Here is a 14,110-nt window from a genome sequence, read left to right as displayed (position 1 = left end):
GGCAAGTAGGGATCAGGTCAATACTAGACAATGCCGCTTCCAAGCAGGTCATGCATCTTGAGCAGCCCGATGGGCCGATGTAGATCATCGACGACCACCAGCGCCGTAATGCGGTGGTCTTCCATGACCCTGACCGCTTCTGCGGCAAGCGTCTGCGCTTCGATGGTACGACCGCCGGGCGTCATGACCTCCTGGACCCCCAGCTGGCGCACATCGCCATGGCGATCGATTGTGCGGCGTAGATCCCCGTCGGTATAGATGCCCACGAGGTGGCCGGCATCATCGGTGATACAGGTAAAGCCGTGACCCTTGCGGGTCATTTCGACCAGCGCCTCGCTGAGACGTGCATCCTGTCGAATGACCGGAAGTTCGTCACCGGTATGCATCAGATCCTCTACTCGCAGCAGCAGGCGTTTACCCAGTGTGCCGCCCGGATGGGACAGGGCAAAATCTTCCGGGCTGAACCGGCGCGCTTCCAGCAGGGCGATGGCCAGCGCGTCACCCAGCGCCAGGGCGGCCGTGGTAGAGGAGGTCGGCGCCAGATTCAGGGGGCAGGCTTCCTGGGCCACGCTGACGTCAAGATGGACGTCAGCGTGCCGGGCAAGACTCGAGGACGCATTGCCGGTCATGGCAATCATGGTGATGCCCATGCGTTTGAACAGGGGCAGCAGGGCGGTCAGTTCGGCCGTTTCTCCCGAGTTGGACAGCGCCAGCACAAGATCATCGCGCACCAGCATGCCCAGGTCACCGTGGCTGGCTTCACCGGCATGCACGAAAAACGAGGGCGTGCCGGTGCTGGCAAGTGTTGCCGCCGTCTTGCGTCCTATATGGCCCGATTTGCCAACGCCGATGACCACCACTCGCCCGCGACACTCAAGCATGTGCTGGCAGGCGTGCGTAAAGGGCGCATCAAGGCGCTCGCACAAATCTCTCAAGGCGTTCTGCTCGAGTAAAAGAGTGCGTCGTGCGCTGGCCAGGAAGTCGTGGTCGATATCAGGTGTTGTCATGGCCGTGAATTCTGACGCCGGATGGCGCAGGGCACAAGCGCAACCGTGTGGACAGACCAGGATCATCGACGCTTGAAACAGGCGCTGAATGGGTTTGGTGATGTTCGATTTTTATGCCTTTGTGGCAGTTGCCCTTAACTGACGCTGGTGGGGGCGGGCATAATTCGGATACGATGTTCGCTAACTCCATATCCTTTTGTGTTCATTCAGGAGTTGTATGTCCGACTCAACACTGGTCAGCGTCGAGAATCTGCATTTCTCGCGAGCTGGCAGACCCATTTTTTCGGGCGTTGATCTGGAGATCCCAAAAGGGCGCATTACGGCCATCATGGGACCCAGTGGCACTGGCAAGACAACCCTGCTCAAGCTGATCGCCGGACAGCTCATGCCCGATTCGGGCAGTGTGCATGTCGGTGAAGACAACGTGCATCGACTGTCACGGCAGGCGCTGTTTCGCATGCGCCGTCGCATGGGCATGCTGTTTCAGAGCGGGGCGCTGTTTTCGGATCTGAGCGTGTTTGAAAACGTGGCCTTTCCGATCCGGGTCCACACTGATCTGCCCGAGCACATGATCCGTGACCTGGTGCTGATCAAGCTGCAGGCCGTGGGCCTTCGTGGCGCCCGTGATCTCATGCCTGCCGAGCTTTCCGGCGGCATGACCCGGCGTGTGGCGCTGGCACGTGCCATTGCGCTGGACCCGGATCTGATCATGTATGATGAGCCCTTTGTCGGTCAGGACCCCATCTCCATGGGCGTTCTGGTCACCCTGATTCGTCGGCTCAACAGCGCTTTCAATATGACAGCCATTGTGGTGTCTCACGATATCAAGGAGACGCTGTCGATCGCTGATCATGTTTATGTCATTGCCGATGGTCGCGTCATGGCCAGTGGGTCACCGGCGTCCCTGCGCGAGGCGCAGGACCCGCGGGTCAGCCAGTTCATTCAGGGCAAACCCGATGGTCCGGTGCCCTTTCACTATCCTTCGAAGAATTTCTACGAGGATATTCTTGCGCCCTCGGAGGTGTCTTGATGTCACCGTTGATCTTTCTGGGGCGCAAGACGCTGAATACGCTCGAGTCGCTCGGGCGCAGTGCCATCTTCCTGGCGCAGGCCCTGTGTCATTTGCCTCGGCTGGAGGGCGCCAGGCTCTGGCTTCGACAGATGTACTTTGTCGGTGTCATGTCACTACCCATTATCGCCGTCTCAGGTCTTTTCATCGGTATGGTCATTGCGTTGCAGGGCTATCTGGTGCTGTCCGGCTTTGGAGCCGACGAGGCGCTGGGTCAGATGGTGGCGCTGTCACTGCTGCGAGAGCTGGCGCCGGTCGTGACCGCACTGCTGTTTGCCGGGCGTGCCGGCTCCGCCCTGACGGCTGAAATCGGCCTCATGAAGGCCACCGAGCAGCTGTCCAGCATGGAGATGATCGGCGTCGACCCGCTGCGCCGGGTGATCTCGCCGCGGCTGTGGGCCGGTTTTTTGTCCATGCCGATACTGACCGTATTTTTCAGCGTGATCGGCATCATGGGTGGCTACCTGGTGGGCGTGGACTGGCTGGGCGTTGATCAGGGCTCGTTCTGGGGCAACATGCAGGGCAGCGTGGTCTTCATGGATGATGTCGTGAATGGCATGTTGAAAAGCGTGGTCTTTGGTGTCGTCGTGACATGGATCGCTGTCTTTCAGGGTTACGATCTCGTACCGACCTCCGAGGGGATTTCGCGTGCCACGACTCGAACCGTCGTCTTTGGCTCGCTGGCCGTACTGGGGCTGGATTTCATTTTGACCGCGCTGATGTTTGGAGAATTCTAATGAAGCGCTCTAAGTGGCTTGAAGCCGGTGTCGGTGCCTTTGTACTGGCCGGATTTCTGGGACTCGTCTTTTTGGGTCTACAGGTAAGTGGTTTTGCTCCAGGGCAGGCTGAACAGAATTTCACGGTATATGCGAATTTCAGCAATATCGGTGGTTTGAAGGAGCGCTCAAGGGTCACCATGGCAGGCGTTACCGTTGGCCGAATCACCAGCATCGAGCTGGACCCGAAGTGGCTTGAGGGGCGTGTGACGATGAAAATCGACAGTGATGTTGGCGAAAAACTGTCGGAAGACTCCACGGCGTCTATCCTGACGGCAGGACTTCTGGGCGAGAAATACATCGGTCTGTCGACCGGCGGTGCGCCTGAAATGATCAAGGATGGTGGAACCATCCGCGATACGCAGTCGGCGCTGGTGCTTGAAGAGCTGATTCAGCAGTTTGTCTCGAACATGTCCAAGTAGTCCGGATCAAGGTCGAATGTCGGCGTAGCAGGTTGGCATTCGTGCAATTTGTATATTCAGGAGGTGCAGTAGATGAAAAGGGTCTCCCGTTATGTTGGCGTATTGGTTGCCGCGGTGCTCGGTATGGGCATCCTGTCTGCTCAGGCAGCCAGCCAGCCTCCGCACGAGGTCGTCAGTCAAAGCGTCGATCAGTTGATGTCAAAGCTCGACAACAATCAGGACCGCTATCGCAATCATCCTGACGAGCTGAAAAGTGTGGTCGAACAGAATATTGATCCCATCGTTGACTGGCGTTACGCGTCGGCAAGCGTCATGGGCAAATATTTTCAGGCCGCCTCACCTGAGCAGCGCAGCCGCTTCGCACGCGTATTCAAGCAGACGCTGATTGATACCTATGCCCAGGGACTGGTGACGTTTGACTACAAGGACGTTCGTGTTCTGGATAATAACCAGAACCAGCGTTACGAGGATCAGGCCAGCGTCGATATGGAAGTGATTGCGACCAGCGGCGAACGCTATCCGGTCTCCTACACCCTGCGCGATCGTGACGGCAACTGGAAGGTGATCAATGTGGTGGTCAACGGCATCAATCTGGGTCTGACCTTCCGCAATCAGTTCGATCAGGCCATGCGCGCCAATAACCGTGACTTCGACGCTGTCATCAATGGCTGGTCGCCCGATGTCGATCTGGAAGAGGGCGACGGGGACAACCAAAAGGCCCAGGGCTGATGAGCGAAACGCTCTATGGTAATGATGTCGTCAAACTCGAAGCCCGCGATGACGCCCTTTATCTAAAAGGCGCGCCGGGCTTTGATAATGCCTCGGATCTGGCGATGGCCGGTATCGACTGGCTGCAGGGATACGATGGGACGCAGGTTTCCTTCAATCTGTGCGGTGTCAGTCGAACCAGCAGCGCGACCATTTCAGTACTGCTTGAATGGTTGCGCGCCGCGCAGGCAAAAAGGCTGGAAGTCGATCGCATTACGCTTTCCGACAGCATGCGCGAGTTGATCGAAATGGCCGAACTCAGCGATGTGTTTCCGGCACATGAAACCTCATTTGCCGCGGCCGATGAGACATGAGTTTTTGAGCCTGCAGGCTCTGTCATTGAAAAGCGGCGTCAGTGACGCCGCTTTTTTTTATGTCCATTCGCGCGGGGTCCTGCTTTTCATTTACCATTGGCGACCAACAAACCAGTAAAGGAGTCATCATGCAGCCTGATGAGGTCAAGCGTCTGCTTGAGGCACGCATCGAATCATGTGAGTTTCAGGTTCAGGGAGAAGGGTGCAACTTTCAGGTCACCGCTATTGGTGATGTGTTTGAAGGCATGACACCTGTCAAGCGTCAGCAGCTCATTTACGCCGCGCTTTCCGAAGAGATTGCCAGCGGCGCGCTGCATGCCATTAGCATCAGGACCATGACGCCGGCGCAGCAGGCCGATGCGTCACCTGATTCAGATCGTGCCTGATTGCCGTGGAAGTCTGGTGAATGGATAAACTGATTATCAGCGGTGGTCGGCCGCTGTCCGGCGAAGTCTGGACCTCGGGGGCGAAGAATTCGGCCCTGCCCATTCTTGCGGCTACATTGCTGGCCGACGAGCCGGTCATTATTGGCAACCTGCCGCATCTGCAGGATATTACCACCACGCTTGAGCTGCTCGGGCGCATGGGGGTCGAGCCCATCATGGGCGAGAAGATGAGCATTCAGCTTGATGGTCGCGTCAAGGACTGTCATGCCCCCTACGATCTGGTCAAGAAGATGCGGGCCTCGATTCTGGTACTGGGGCCGTTGCTGGCGCATTTCGGTACTGCGGATGTCTCGCTGCCCGGCGGTTGCGCCATTGGTTCACGTCCGGTGGATCTTCATATTCGCGGTCTGCAAGCCATGGGCGCCGATATCCGGGTAGAGGGCGGCTATATCCGTGCCAGAGCGCCCGGCGGTCTGAAAGGCGCGCATATTGTGCTGGATACAGTCACGGTCACGGGCACGGAAAATCTTCTGATGGCTGCCACGCTCGCCGAGGGCCGTACCGTACTGGAAAACGCCGCGCGCGAGCCGGAGATCGTGGATCTGGCCGAGTGTCTGATCGCGATGGGGGCTAACATCAGCGGCCATGGCAGCAGCACCATCACCATTGAGGGTGTCAAACGTCTGCACGGCTGTCGGTACGATGTCATGCCCGACCGCATCGAAACCGGTACCTTTCTGGTGGCTGCCGCCGCTACCCGTGGCAGGGTTCGGGTGCGTAATGCCCGCGCCGATACCATGGAAGCGGTGCTGCTCAAGCTGGAGGAGGCCGGTGCCGAGATCGAAACCGGTGACGGCTGGATCTCGCTGGACATGCATGGTCGCAGGCCGAAGGCCGTCAACATCCGCACGGCACCGTATCCCGCCTTTCCAACCGATATGCAGGCCCAGTTCGTGGCGCTCAACGCTGTCGCCGAAGGCAGCGGCCGCGTGGTTGAAACCATTTTTGAAAATCGTTTCATGCATGTGCAGGAAATCAACCGCATGGGGGCGGACATTTCCCTGGAGGGCAACACGGCACTGGTCAACGGCGTCGAGCATTTAAGCGGTGCCCCGGTCATGGCGACCGACCTTCGTGCCTCGGCCAGTCTGGTGATTGCCGCCCTGGTCGCCGAAGGCGAAACCGTGGTGGATCGTATCTACCATATCGATCGCGGTTATGAATGCATCGAGGAAAAGCTTCAGCTGATGGGGGCGCGTATTCGCCGCGTGCCGCGCTAAAGGGCCGTCGGAGTGCGCGCCATGCCGATTCATTTTTGCAGCCATTGAAGATCACATGAGTAAACCGCTGATACTGGCGCTCTCCAAGGGGCGAATTCTCAAGGAGACGCTACCGTTGCTGGCTGCTGCCGGCATTGAGCCGCTGGAACCGCTCGACAAGAGCCGAAAGCTTTTATTCGATACCAGTCTCGACAACGTCAAGCTGGTGATCCTGCGCGCCGTGGATGTGCCGACTTACGTACAGATGGGGGCCGCGGACGTGGGCGTGGCCGGCAAGGATGTTCTGCTCGAGCATGGGGCCCAGGGACTGTATGAGCCGCTGGATCTGGATATTTCGCGCTGCCGTTTGATGACCGCGGGTATTGAAGGCGTCACGCCCGGGCGTGCCCGGCGTCGTGTGGCAACCAAGTTCGTTAATATCGCTCGTCGTTACTATTCAGATCTGGGTATTCAGGCTGAAGTCATCAAGCTTTATGGGGCGATGGAGCTGGCACCGCTCATGAACCTGGCTGACGAGATTGTCGATATCGTGGATACCGGCAATACCCTGCGTGCCAATGGCATGGCGCCGCGCGAGCTGATCGCTGACATCAGCACACGACTGGTGGTCAACAAGGCGTCCATGACCGTGGAGCATGCGCGGCTGGGGCCGTTGATCGAGCGTCTGGGGCAGGCGGTGGCAGAACGTCGCCAGGGCAACCTGACGTCCTGAACCCTGCAACCTGACCGACTTTCAACAGTCAGGTTGCGACAGGGCATCACGTCACCGGTGCGACACGTTATTCTCCGGCAATGGCCAAAAGGCAAGGAGTCATTCAGGCGTAATGGACAAGCAGAGCATACATCGACTTTCGACAGGCCAGCCGGATTTCAAATCCCGGCTGGATACGCTGCTAGATTGGGAAAGCGTTTCAAACGCTGACATACAGCAAAGCGTCGATCGCATCATTGCTGACGTTCGCCGTCGCGGTGATGCGGCCGTCATCGATCTGACCCGTCAGTTCGATCGTCTTGATGTTCAGGACATGTCGGCACTGACGCTGGGCGCCGAGCGGCTGGAGCAGGCGTGGCAGGGGTTGCCGGAAGAGCAGCGTCAGGCGCTGGCGGTGGCGGGCGATCGCATTCGCGCCTATCACGAGCGGCAAAAGCCCGAGTCCTGGTCCTACCAGGAAGCCGACGGCACCCTGCTGGGTCAGAAGGTGACGCCACTGGACCGGGCCGGGGTCTATGTGCCCGGTGGCAAGGCAGCCTATCCCTCATCGGTACTGATGAATGTCATTCCGGCGCATGTGGCCGGCGTGAAGGACATTGTCATGGTCGTGCCGACCCCGGATGGCGTGCTCAACGAGCTGGTGCTGGCCGCCGCTCATGTGGCTGGTGTGGCGCGTGTGTTCACCATCGGTGGTGCTCAGGCCGTGGCGGCACTGGCCTACGGCACTGAAACGATCCCGAAGGTCGACAAGATCGTCGGGCCGGGCAATATCTTTGTGGCCACGGCCAAGCGTGCCGTCTTCGGTCAGGTCGGCATCGACATGATTGCCGGGCCGTCGGAAATCCTGGTGGTCTCTGATGGGGGCACCGATCCGGACTGGCTGGCCATGGATCTTTTCTCACAGGCCGAGCACGATGAGGATGCCCAGGCCATTCTGATCAGCTGGGATCAACAGCATCTGGATGCGGTGGCAGAAAGCATCGAGCGGTTATTGCCCACCCTTGAGCGTGCCGAGATCATTCGGGCATCGCTGTCACGACGCGGCGCCCTGATCCTGGTGGATGACGAGGCGCAGGCGCTGTCACTGGTCAACCGCATCGCTCCGGAACACCTGGAGCTTTCGGTCGAAGAGCCACAGAGGCTGGCAGAGCAGGTTCGCCATGCCGGTGCCATCTTCATGGGACGCTACACGGCCGAGGCGCTGGGCGATTACTGTGCCGGCCCCAACCATGTGCTTCCAACCTCGGGCACGGCACGATTTTCGTCACCGCTGGGCGTCTATGACTTCCAGAAGCGCTCATCGCTGATTCAGTGTTCGCCGCAGGGCGCATCAACGCTTGGGCAGACGGCATCCGTGCTGGCAAGAGGCGAGTCGCTCACGGCACATGCCCGCTCTGCAGAAAACCGTATTGATAGTCACAATCGTCTCGAGAGCAACAAGCGCTGATCCAGATGTTTTCAGCCATGGACCGCCGGTCAGCTTTCGGGCTGAACCGGCGTTACCGGCCGGCTCGGGCGTTCGCCCACGCTGACAGTAACCTTGAAGCGCTTGCCGTTGCGGTAAAGCTCTACCGGTAGCTGCTTGCCGGGCTCGATCTCTGCAATATCTACCATGGCGGTCTGGGCATCCAGCAGCGGCTTGTCGGCCATCGACAGGATCAGATCACCTACCTTGATGCCGGCCTGCGCGGCCGGCCCCCCATCCACGACATCCGACACCACGACCCCGCGTGGGGCGTTGATATCCAGTGTCGATGCCAGACTGGAGCTGACCTCTCTTGCCTCAATGCCCAGCCAGCCCCTGACCACTCGCCCGCGGGTGACCAGATCATTGAGAATGCCGTGCGCCAGATTGGTGGGGATGGCAAAGCCAATGCCCTGTGAACCGCCGGTGCGCGAAAAGATGGCCGTATTGATGCCGACAAGCGCCCCTTCGGCATTGACCAGCGCCCCGCCCGAGTTACCCGGATTGATCGCTGCGTCCGTCTGAATGAAATCCTCATAGGCGTTCAGGCCCAGATGATTGCGGCCGGTCGCGCTGATGATGCCCATGGTCACGGTCTGTCCCACGCCGAAGGGATTGCCGATGGCCAGAGCAATATCGCCGACGCGGGTATTGGTGGCATCAGCAAGATCAATGACCGGAAGATTGTCCAGATCAATCTTGAGGACGGCCAGATCTGTCTCCGGGTCGGTACCAATCACGGTGGCCAGTGTTTCGCGGCCATCTCGCAGGGCCACCTGGACTTCATCGGCACCGCTGATGACATGGTTGTTGGTCAGGATATAGCCCTCATCGCTGACGATGACGCCCGAACCAAGGCTCGAGAGCATCCGCCGGCGTCCGGACTGGCTGTTGCCAAAAAACTGTTCGAAGAATGGGTCAGACATCAACGGATGATGGTCACGTTCCACCAGTCGTGATGAGTAGACGTTGACCACTGCGGGGGCGGCATGCTGTACGGCGTCGGAATAACTTGCCGTGCCGGGCCCGCGCTGCAGGGGTGCCGCATCTCGCGTTACGGGTGGCGTGCGCTGTATGGGCGGCGTTGACGCCGGTACGACGGGTGGGGCGGTAACGGTCTGACCCTGCTGATCATCCCCGGTTGGGCGGTCGCCACTGTCGACGATCTGTGGCATATGATCCAGCAGTACCAGCGCCAGCAGGACGCCACAGACGACGGGCCAGATCATTGGCACCAGAAATCGGCGCATGACAACATCCTTTTGAAACAGGCAGCCTGGAGCTGCAGACTTGCAGGTTGTTCGGATCCGGCATCCGGGTCAAGGGCGTTGCCTTCACGCATGCCGACCACAATGTCATATAAAAGTTGAGCGAGTTTATCACCCGGGCGTCAGCAATGTCTGATGCTGGCGGGACACTTTCAAAAATTAATGGCGGGAGAAAGGACATGATCGAGCACAGGGTGCTGCTGGAGGACATGAAGACGTTGCTTGTTCCAGAGCGCTTCAAGGACTTTACCGTCAATGGGCTGCAGATTGAGGGTCGGGGTCAGGTAGCCCGCGTCATGAGTGGTGTCACGGCCAGTCAGGCCCTGCTCGATGAGGCGGTGGCATGGAAGGCCGATATGGTGCTGGTGCACCATGGCTATTTCTGGAAAAACGAGCCGGTGGCCATTACCGGCATGAAGCAGCGCCGTATTGCCACGCTCTTGACGCATGACATTAACCTGGTGGCCTGGCATCTTCCGCTGGATGCCCATGCCACGCTTGGCAATAACGTTCTGCTGGCCAATCGCATGGGCTGGCAGGTGCGGGGCGTACTTGACGGCGAGATGGGGCAGGGACTTTTGTATCATGGCGACATGGTGCAGTGCTCGCCACAGGCGCTGGCCGAGCGGCTCCATCAGCGTCTTGATCGTAAACCGTTGATGATTTCAGGCCACGATCGGCCCATCGAGCGTATTGCCTGGTGCACGGGCGGCGCGCAGGACATGATCATTGATGCCGCAGAGGCCGGCATGGACGCCTTTGTCTCCGGGGAAATATCGGAGCGAACCACACATCTGGCGCGAGAAATGGGCATTACCTACTATGCGGCCGGTCATCACGCCACCGAACGCGATGGCATTCGTGCCCTTGGGGAGTGGCTGGCGCAGCGCCATGGCATCGAACACCGCTTTGTCGATATTGACAATCCGGTATAACGGTCGCCGGAAGCCCGGCGACCGTTGACCGATCAGTATCGCGGTGGTTGCGGGTCCTTGTTGCTGTCGCTTTCCTGATTCTGGCGCAGTCCGTAACTCTCGTCGAGCGTGCCGTTGCTGTCAGCGTAGTCGCGGGGAATGTGAAGGGAGCTCGTATCCTCTTCACTATCCTCGGGGACGTCGATCTGGCGGGAGCGCTTGAGCGCCGGGTCGCTGGCCATGGTGGCTGCATCGGTATCGAGTCGAGCCTGGAGCTCTTCGCTCTGACGGGTGATATTTTGTGCAAGCGTCGTGACGTCGGCAAAATGTGTATTCACGTTCTCGCGCAATTTTTTAAGCTCAAGCTCGGTTTCGGCCAGCCGCTGCTTGAGTTTCTGGCTGGTGGTTCTCTGGCTGCCCGAGAAATGGCGAATCAATACGCCGATCGCGATGCCTGCCAGCAGTGCCACAATGGCGACTACCCAATCGATATTGCCTTCGTTCACCACTATTCCCCTCTTCAATGCTGATTGCACGCACGACCGGCGTGACCATGCGATAAGCTATTATAGAAGGCGTCGTGTTGTCCGGGTCAATTCACTCACGACATAATCGTGCTTGTCAGCGCTGACAAATCACCCTTGCGCAGGGCGAATCAGCGCGTGTCACGCGCTACAATCACGGCCACCCGATCTTCTGCAAGGCATCAGATAACATGTCCAGACTTTCCCCGCGAGAACAGTACCGGCAGGATCTTGAACGTGAAGGCTTTCAGCATGACAGCTCTCAGGAGAAGGCGGTCGAGCATCTCCAGCGCCTTTATGAAGCGCTGACGACCCGACCACGGCCCAAACCTTCCACGGCGGCGGCTGACAGCGGGCTCAAGTCAAAAATGTCGGGATTTTTTGGCAGAAAAAGTGCCCCGGCAGTGCCCACGGCGCCCGCTGAGCCGGAGATCAAGGGCCTGTATTTCTGGGGTGGGGTAGGCCGAGGCAAGACATGGCTGGTGGATACCTTTCATGACAGCCTGCCCTTTGATGACAAGATGCGTACGCACTTTCATCGCTTCATGCAGCGTGTACACAAGGAGCTGGACGTTCACAAGGGGCAGAAGAATCCTTTGACCCTGGTGGCGGCAAAGCTTGCCGGAGAGGCCAGAGTCATCTGTCTCGACGAATTTTTCGTCAAGGACATTACCGATGCCATGATTCTGGGCAACCTGCTTGATGCGCTGTTCGCCCAGGGCGTGGTGCTGGTGACCACCTCCAATATCGTGCCGGATGAACTTTATAAAAACGGTCTGCAGCGTGACCGATTCCTGCCTGCCATCGAGTTGCTCAATCGCCACTGTGACGTGGTCAATGTCGATGCGGGTATCGATTATCGAATGCGCACCCTGACGCGCGAGGAAGTTTTCCATACGCCGGCCGATGACAGCGCCGATGACGCCCTGCAGGAGAGCTTTGTGCATCTGGCCGGCGAAGCAGGTGGGGAAGAGACACTGCGAATCAACGGGCGAGCGCTGAAGGCTCGCCGCTGTCATGAGGGCGTGGTCTGGTTTGACTTCAAGACGCTGTGTGGCGGTCCGCGCAGCCAGAATGACTATATCGAGCTCTCAAGGCAGTACCACAGTGTACTGATCTCCAATGTGCCGGTCATGGGGGCTGCCATCGAGGATCAGGCGCGACGTTTTATCAACATGGTGGATGAGTTTTACGACCGTGCCGTCAAGCTGGTGATGTCGGCGGATGCCGAGCCGGAATCCCTCTATAGCGGTGGCGAGCTTGCCTTCGAGTTTGAACGTACGGTCTCTCGTCTGCAGGAGATGCAATCAAGCGATTATCTGGCGTTGACTCACAAGCCCTGACTGTGATTAACCCCTTGTTCGCCGAGCGCGGGCTCTGTACAATGCGCGCTCGCTTATCGTTGTTGTGTCTACCTGCAGGGGCAACAACCAAGAAAAATAGGGATTGGCAGAGCAGAAGCCATGCTCTCGCCACAACCATGGTGATCCATACATGAAGACGTTCAGCGCCAAACCGCAGTCCGTGCAGCGCGACTGGTATGTCATCGACGCTGCAGACAAGACTCTGGGTCGACTGGCTACCGAGGTTGCTCGCCGCCTGCGTGGCAAGCACAAGCCCGAATATACCCCTCACGTTGATACCGGCGATTACATCGTCATCGTCAACGCCGAGAAGGTCCGTGTGACCGGCAAGAAGTCCTTTGCCAAGCAGTATTATCGCCACACCGGTTATCCGGGCGGCCTGCGTTCGATGAACTTCGAGCAGATGATCGACCATGCTCCGGAGCGTGTTATCGAAATCGCTGTCAAGGGAATGCTGCCCAAGGGCCCGCTGGGTCGCGCCATGTATTCCAAGCTCAAGGTTTATGCCGGTGGTGAGCATCCTCATGCGGCGCAGCAACCTCAGGCACTGAATCTCTAAAGGAACATTTTCATGGCACAGCAGCAGTACTACGGCACAGGCCGCCGCAAGACCTCTACCGCACGCGTTTTTCTGCGTCCGGGTAATGGCAAGATCACGGTCAACAAGCGTGAACTCAACGAATATTTCGGCCGCGTGACCGCCCAGATGGTCGTGCGTCAGCCGCTCGAGTTGACCGAACTGACCAACCAGTTCGACATTTTTGTCACCGTTCAGGGTGGCGGTGGTTCTGCACAGGCAGGCGCCATTCGTCACGGCATCACTCGTGCCCTGATGGAATACAATGAAGAACTGCGCGCACCGCTGCGCAGCGCTGGCTATGTGACGCGTGATGCGCGTATGGTCGAGCGCAAGAAGGTCGGTCTGCGCAAGGCACGTCGTCGTCCCCAGTTCTCCAAGCGTTAAGCTTCGACGTCATGCCACAGGACGCCCGGGTGTTTTACCCGGGCGTTTTTGTGTCTGCGGGACCGTTTTTGCATCTCTTTTGAAACGCTGTGGTTGCCAATCCGGCAACCCGAAAGGCGTGCTCTCGTGTTATTATCCAGCTCGTCATTAAAGTGAGGACTTTCTATGGGTGTTGTGGCCAAACGATCGTCAATGACGTTCTATACAGGCAGTGACGACCATTACAGCCATCGCGTCAGGATCGTGCTGGCCGAAAAGGGGATTTCCGTTGACATCATTGAGGTCAACGATGAGCATCGTCCGGCGGAGCTGGCCGACCTCAACCCCTACAATAGTGTGCCGACACTGATCGATCGTGATCTGGTTCTTTACGAATCAAAGGTCATGATGGAATACCTGGATGAGCGTTTTCCGCATCCGCCACTTTTGCCGGTTTACCCGGTGGCGCGTGCTCAGAGCCGACTGTGGATGCACCGTATCGAGCGTGAGTGGTGCCCCATGGTGGAGCGTATCCTGTCACCGGGTTCCAAAAAGGAAGTCGAACAGGCGCGCAAGGAATTGCGCGAGAGCCTAATAGGTATCAGCCCGATTTTCGAAGATATCCCATTTTTCATGAGCGAAGAATTTTCGCTGGTGGACTGCTGTCTGGCACCCATCCTCTGGCGTCTGCCGGCACTGGGTGTTGATCTGCCCGAGCAGCAGGTCAAGCCGCTGATGGGCTATATGGAAAGACTGTTTGCGCGGGATGCCTTCCGGGCATCGCTTTTGGAGTCGGAACGCGAACTTCGAACCTGATCAGATCATCGCTGCAGGCAGGTTATTGCCTGCAGCAAACATACTGATTGATGCGCAGGACGCATATTTCGATGCATTCTTC

The 14,110-nt window shown here is 58.4% G+C and carries 17 protein-coding genes; 14 read left to right on the top strand and 3 right to left on the bottom strand.

Going from position 1 to position 14,110, the window contains the following annotated elements; translation table 11 throughout:
• Positions 1-23: 23 nt before the first annotated feature.
• Positions 24-1,007, bottom strand: coding sequence for a KpsF/GutQ family sugar-phosphate isomerase (locus tag Q0931_RS08990; protein WP_299259455.1), 984 nt, complete (start codon positions 1,005-1,007; stop codon positions 24-26).
• A 217-nt stretch (positions 1,008-1,224) separates the two neighbouring features.
• Here Q0931_RS08990 and Q0931_RS08985 point away from each other — a divergent pair, with 217 nt between their 5' ends.
• The 9 genes from Q0931_RS08985 (at position 1,225) to hisD (ending at position 8,181) form a co-directional block, all read left to right on the top strand.
• Positions 1,225-2,037, top strand: a complete 813-nt coding sequence (locus Q0931_RS08985) for an ATP-binding cassette domain-containing protein (RefSeq protein WP_299259453.1) — start codon at positions 1,225-1,227, stop codon at positions 2,035-2,037.
• Positions 2,037-2,813 (top strand): lipid asymmetry maintenance ABC transporter permease subunit MlaE, encoded by a 777-nt coding sequence (gene mlaE, locus Q0931_RS08980; RefSeq protein WP_299259451.1) that lies wholly within the window; start codon positions 2,037-2,039, stop codon positions 2,811-2,813. Before Q0931_RS08985 ends, mlaE begins: the two co-directional genes overlap by 1 nt.
• On the top strand, positions 2,813-3,274 hold the full coding sequence (gene mlaD, locus Q0931_RS08975; protein WP_086901382.1) for an outer membrane lipid asymmetry maintenance protein MlaD: 462 nt from the start codon (positions 2,813-2,815) through the stop codon (positions 3,272-3,274). The genes mlaE and mlaD overlap by 1 nt, the downstream gene beginning before the upstream one ends.
• Before the next feature lie 72 nt (positions 3,275-3,346).
• A complete protein-coding gene (locus tag Q0931_RS08970; protein WP_299259449.1) occupies positions 3,347-4,003 on the top strand; it encodes a phospholipid-binding protein MlaC in 657 nt (218 codons plus the stop codon).
• Complete coding sequence (locus Q0931_RS08965) at positions 4,003-4,356, top strand: anti-sigma factor antagonist (RefSeq protein ID WP_299259447.1); 354 nt, start codon at positions 4,003-4,005, stop codon at positions 4,354-4,356. Before Q0931_RS08970 ends, Q0931_RS08965 begins: the two co-directional genes overlap by 1 nt.
• Before the next feature lie 128 nt (positions 4,357-4,484).
• A complete protein-coding gene (locus Q0931_RS08960) occupies positions 4,485-4,742 on the top strand; it encodes a BolA/IbaG family iron-sulfur metabolism protein (protein ID WP_299259445.1) in 258 nt (85 codons plus the stop codon).
• 20 nt (positions 4,743-4,762) lie between these two features.
• Entirely contained in the window at positions 4,763-6,022 is a 1,260-nt protein-coding gene (murA, locus tag Q0931_RS08955) for a UDP-N-acetylglucosamine 1-carboxyvinyltransferase (protein WP_299259443.1), read from the top strand.
• 55 nt (positions 6,023-6,077) lie between these two features.
• Entirely contained in the window at positions 6,078-6,734 is a 657-nt protein-coding gene (hisG, locus tag Q0931_RS08950) for an ATP phosphoribosyltransferase (protein WP_299259441.1), read from the top strand.
• Positions 6,735-6,846: 112 nt separating this feature from the next.
• The gene (gene hisD / locus Q0931_RS08945; RefSeq protein WP_299259439.1) at positions 6,847-8,181 is read left to right on the top strand and encodes a histidinol dehydrogenase; all 1,335 of its coding nucleotides are present in this window, start codon (positions 6,847-6,849) and stop codon (positions 8,179-8,181) included.
• A 29-nt stretch (positions 8,182-8,210) separates the two neighbouring features.
• Here the strand turns inward: hisD and Q0931_RS08940 are convergent, their stop codons facing one another.
• Positions 8,211-9,449, bottom strand: a complete 1,239-nt coding sequence (locus tag Q0931_RS08940; RefSeq protein WP_299259437.1) for a trypsin-like peptidase domain-containing protein — start codon at positions 9,447-9,449, stop codon at positions 8,211-8,213.
• A gap of 197 nt (positions 9,450-9,646) precedes the next feature.
• On the opposite strand from Q0931_RS08940, the gene Q0931_RS08935 reads away from it, so the two are divergent.
• A complete protein-coding gene (locus tag Q0931_RS08935) occupies positions 9,647-10,402 on the top strand; it encodes a Nif3-like dinuclear metal center hexameric protein (protein WP_299259435.1) in 756 nt (251 codons plus the stop codon).
• A 32-nt stretch (positions 10,403-10,434) separates the two neighbouring features.
• Here Q0931_RS08935 and Q0931_RS08930 read toward each other — a convergent pair whose 3' ends face one another.
• Positions 10,435-10,887, bottom strand: a complete 453-nt coding sequence (locus tag Q0931_RS08930) for a DUF1043 family protein (RefSeq protein WP_299259433.1) — start codon at positions 10,885-10,887, stop codon at positions 10,435-10,437.
• A 209-nt stretch (positions 10,888-11,096) separates the two neighbouring features.
• Here Q0931_RS08930 and zapE point away from each other — a divergent pair, with 209 nt between their 5' ends.
• From zapE to sspA, 4 genes are all read left to right on the top strand, one after another.
• The gene (gene zapE, locus Q0931_RS08925) at positions 11,097-12,248 is read left to right on the top strand and encodes a cell division protein ZapE (RefSeq protein ID WP_299259431.1); all 1,152 of its coding nucleotides are present in this window, start codon (positions 11,097-11,099) and stop codon (positions 12,246-12,248) included.
• A gap of 151 nt (positions 12,249-12,399) precedes the next feature.
• Complete coding sequence (gene rplM, locus Q0931_RS08920; RefSeq protein ID WP_115853430.1) at positions 12,400-12,828, top strand: 50S ribosomal protein L13; 429 nt, start codon at positions 12,400-12,402, stop codon at positions 12,826-12,828.
• A 12-nt stretch (positions 12,829-12,840) separates the two neighbouring features.
• Positions 12,841-13,233 carry a 30S ribosomal protein S9 gene (gene rpsI, locus Q0931_RS08915; protein ID WP_108843839.1) on the top strand — a complete coding sequence of 131 codons (393 nt, stop codon included), beginning with the start codon at positions 12,841-12,843 and terminating at the stop codon, positions 13,231-13,233.
• A 165-nt stretch (positions 13,234-13,398) separates the two neighbouring features.
• Positions 13,399-14,028, top strand: a complete 630-nt coding sequence (gene sspA / locus Q0931_RS08910) for a stringent starvation protein SspA (protein WP_299259423.1) — start codon at positions 13,399-13,401, stop codon at positions 14,026-14,028.
• The last annotated feature ends 82 nt before the right edge of the window (positions 14,029-14,110 follow it).

Origin of the sequence: uncultured Kushneria sp., from assembly GCF_947497025.1 — a bacterium.
Lineage (GTDB): Bacteria > Pseudomonadota > Gammaproteobacteria > Pseudomonadales > Halomonadaceae > Kushneria.
This window is presented reverse-complemented; position numbering and strand designations above follow the sequence as displayed.

What these genes read in the sequence shown, in the direction of transcription:
- Q0931_RS08990 (WP_299259455.1), bottom strand. Translation starts at nt 1,007, where the DNA reads ATGACAACACCTGATATCGACCACGACTTCCTGGCCAGCGCACGACGC.
- Q0931_RS08985 (WP_299259453.1), top strand. Translation starts at nt 1,225, where the DNA reads ATGTCCGACTCAACACTGGTCAGCGTCGAGAATCTGCATTTCTCGCGA.
- mlaE (WP_299259451.1), top strand. Translation starts at nt 2,037, where the DNA reads ATGTCACCGTTGATCTTTCTGGGGCGCAAGACGCTGAATACGCTCGAG.
- mlaD (WP_086901382.1), top strand. Translation starts at nt 2,813, where the DNA reads ATGAAGCGCTCTAAGTGGCTTGAAGCCGGTGTCGGTGCCTTTGTACTG.
- Q0931_RS08970 (WP_299259449.1), top strand. Translation starts at nt 3,347, where the DNA reads ATGAAAAGGGTCTCCCGTTATGTTGGCGTATTGGTTGCCGCGGTGCTC.
- Q0931_RS08965 (WP_299259447.1), top strand. Translation starts at nt 4,003, where the DNA reads ATGAGCGAAACGCTCTATGGTAATGATGTCGTCAAACTCGAAGCCCGC.
- Q0931_RS08960 (WP_299259445.1), top strand. Translation starts at nt 4,485, where the DNA reads ATGCAGCCTGATGAGGTCAAGCGTCTGCTTGAGGCACGCATCGAATCA.
- murA (WP_299259443.1), top strand. Translation starts at nt 4,763, where the DNA reads ATGGATAAACTGATTATCAGCGGTGGTCGGCCGCTGTCCGGCGAAGTC.
- hisG (WP_299259441.1), top strand. Translation starts at nt 6,078, where the DNA reads ATGAGTAAACCGCTGATACTGGCGCTCTCCAAGGGGCGAATTCTCAAG.
- hisD (WP_299259439.1), top strand. Translation starts at nt 6,847, where the DNA reads ATGGACAAGCAGAGCATACATCGACTTTCGACAGGCCAGCCGGATTTC.
- Q0931_RS08940 (WP_299259437.1), bottom strand. Translation starts at nt 9,449, where the DNA reads ATGCGCCGATTTCTGGTGCCAATGATCTGGCCCGTCGTCTGTGGCGTC.
- Q0931_RS08935 (WP_299259435.1), top strand. Translation starts at nt 9,647, where the DNA reads ATGATCGAGCACAGGGTGCTGCTGGAGGACATGAAGACGTTGCTTGTT.
- zapE (WP_299259431.1), top strand. Translation starts at nt 11,097, where the DNA reads ATGTCCAGACTTTCCCCGCGAGAACAGTACCGGCAGGATCTTGAACGT.
- rplM (WP_115853430.1), top strand. Translation starts at nt 12,400, where the DNA reads ATGAAGACGTTCAGCGCCAAACCGCAGTCCGTGCAGCGCGACTGGTAT.
- rpsI (WP_108843839.1), top strand. Translation starts at nt 12,841, where the DNA reads ATGGCACAGCAGCAGTACTACGGCACAGGCCGCCGCAAGACCTCTACC.
- sspA (WP_299259423.1), top strand. Translation starts at nt 13,399, where the DNA reads ATGGGTGTTGTGGCCAAACGATCGTCAATGACGTTCTATACAGGCAGT.